The following is a 1,470-nucleotide window of genomic DNA, read 5'->3' on the forward strand; positions in this document are numbered from 1 at the left end:
GATTGCCTTGTGCGTCGATGGCGGCAAGGGTGGGGCAGTCGGCAAGTACGGCTGGGCGCAGGTTCACGGTTTGGCCTTTTGTTGGGCTTGCTCTTGCGCGGTCAGGGCAATTTTGTTGCGGACGTAGAGCAACTCGGCGTGTGCCGCGTCAGTAGCAATATAGCGGCCGCTGCGGGCAAGTTTAAGATAGTCGGCGGCGGTCGGCATATCGGCTTGACCGTCAAAAGGCGGTTTGTCGGCGAGGGCAAAGGCATTACCGATGCCGCCGCTAGGCGTTTGGCCTTCGGGCGCGGCAATGGCGGAGGCTTTGCCAACCGTGTAATCGCTCAAGCGGACGTGGTTTTGCGTATCAAACCATGCGTAGAACACTTCGCCCATACGCGCATCTGTGGCTGCCAGTACACAGCTTGATGGTGGCAACAGCGAAGCGGCGGCATCGAGGCAGGGAATGCCGATCATGGGCGTGTCAAACGGCGTGGCCAAACCTTGTGCAACCGCCGCGCCGATACGCAGGCCGGTAAATGCGCCGGGGCCCTGTGCATAAACGATGCAGCCCAAATCGGCGGCCGTGATGCCTGCTTCTTTAAAGAGGCGCTCGATTTGCGGCAGGATTTGTTCGGATTGCTTGGTGCCGACGTTTTCATGAAACAGGCGGATTTCGCCTTGATGTTCCAATGCGATGGACAAAAAGGATGTGCTGGTGTCGATAGCAAGAGTCGGGCGGTTGTCGGTTGGCATGATGTTATTTTTTAGAAGGATATGGATTGCCATTATAGTGGAACGGCGAGGGGGAACAAAGCATTCGGGCGGCGCTTGGGTAAAAACGCCGTTTGCCGCAAAGCTATTCGATAAGTGAACCAAGGTTTCAGGCCGTTTGAAAACGTTTCAGACGGCCTTGTTTTATTTGTCGAGTTTCAATAAAGGCGAACCTGCTTTTTCAACGGCGCGGCGGTAGGCTTCATGCGCTTCGATGCGCTGCAAATAGGCACGGATATTGGGGTAGTCGGCAAAATCGAAGCGGTCGGCCGCGGCTTGCAGCGGATAGCTCATCATGATGTCGGCACCGCTAAGGCTGTTGCCGACCAACCATTCGCGGTTTTCCAACTCGCTGTTGATGTGGGCAAGATGCAGGGCGGCTTGCGGATGGATAAAGCTGCTTTTGACGCTACTGCTGATTTTGCGGGCAATCGGTTTGACGAAAAACGGCATGGGCGCGCTTTCAATCCCGCGGAACACCAGTCCGAGCAGCAATAACGGCATCAGCGAACCTTCGGCATAATGCAGCCAGCGTTGATATTGCCAGTATTCGCGGCTGCCGCGTTCGGGCATCAGACGACCGTTGCCGTAGGTTTGAATCAGGTAGTCAGTAATCGCGCCGCTTTCCGCCAAGATAAAGCCGTCATCATCCAATAAAGGCGATTTGCCCAAGGGATGGATGGCTTTGAGTTCGTCAGGGGCGAGCAAAGTGTC

Annotated in this window: 2 protein-coding genes; both read right to left on the reverse strand. The window is 55.9% G+C overall.

Annotated elements, in window-relative coordinates:
• Positions 1 to 63: 63 nt before the first annotated feature.
• Positions 64 to 738, reverse strand: a complete 675-nt coding sequence (gene tsaB / locus ACTHS3_RS12895; RefSeq protein ID WP_039861921.1) for a tRNA (adenosine(37)-N6)-threonylcarbamoyltransferase complex dimerization subunit type 1 TsaB — start codon at positions 736 to 738, stop codon at positions 64 to 66.
• A 162-nt stretch (positions 739 to 900) separates the two neighbouring features.
• Positions 901 to 1,470: glutathione S-transferase N-terminal domain-containing protein (locus ACTHS3_RS12900; RefSeq protein ID WP_440368118.1), on the reverse strand; the 570-nt coding region annotated here is incomplete at its 5' end.

The organism is Neisseria sp. P0009.S007, from assembly GCF_051962515.1.